The following is a 388-nucleotide window of genomic DNA, read 5'->3' on the forward strand; positions in this document are numbered from 1 at the left end:
ACGATGGCGTGGTCAACCGCGACGGCGTGGCGGGCCTGGCCGCCCGGCTGGGGTATTCGCCGCGCCAGCTGAACCGGATCCTGGGCCAGGAACTGGGTGCTGGCCCGCTGGCGTTGGCCCGCGCCGCCAGGGCCCAGACGGCCCGCACCCTGCTGGTTTCCACATCGATGAAGCTCGCCGACATCGCCTTCGCAGCAGGCTTCAGCAGCATCAGGCAGTTCAACGAGACCGTCGCCGAGGTGTTCGATATGAATCCCACGGCGCTCAGGAGGACCGTCCGCCATCCGGTGAACGGCGGCGGCGCTGCGGCACTGACCCTGGACCTGCCCTACCGGCCGCCCTTCGACTCGGGCATCTTCTCCTTCCTGGCGGTCCGCGCCATCCCGGG

General features: G+C 70.1%; 1 protein-coding gene. It reads left to right on the top strand.

Translation table 11 applies throughout. The features are described from left to right. Positions 1-388 (top strand): helix-turn-helix domain-containing protein (locus AC1DKD_RS42400; protein ID WP_477144889.1); only part of this gene is annotated, 388 nt, incomplete at both ends.

The sequence above is a fragment of the Cupriavidus sp. 05T313 genome (assembly GCF_056396665.1).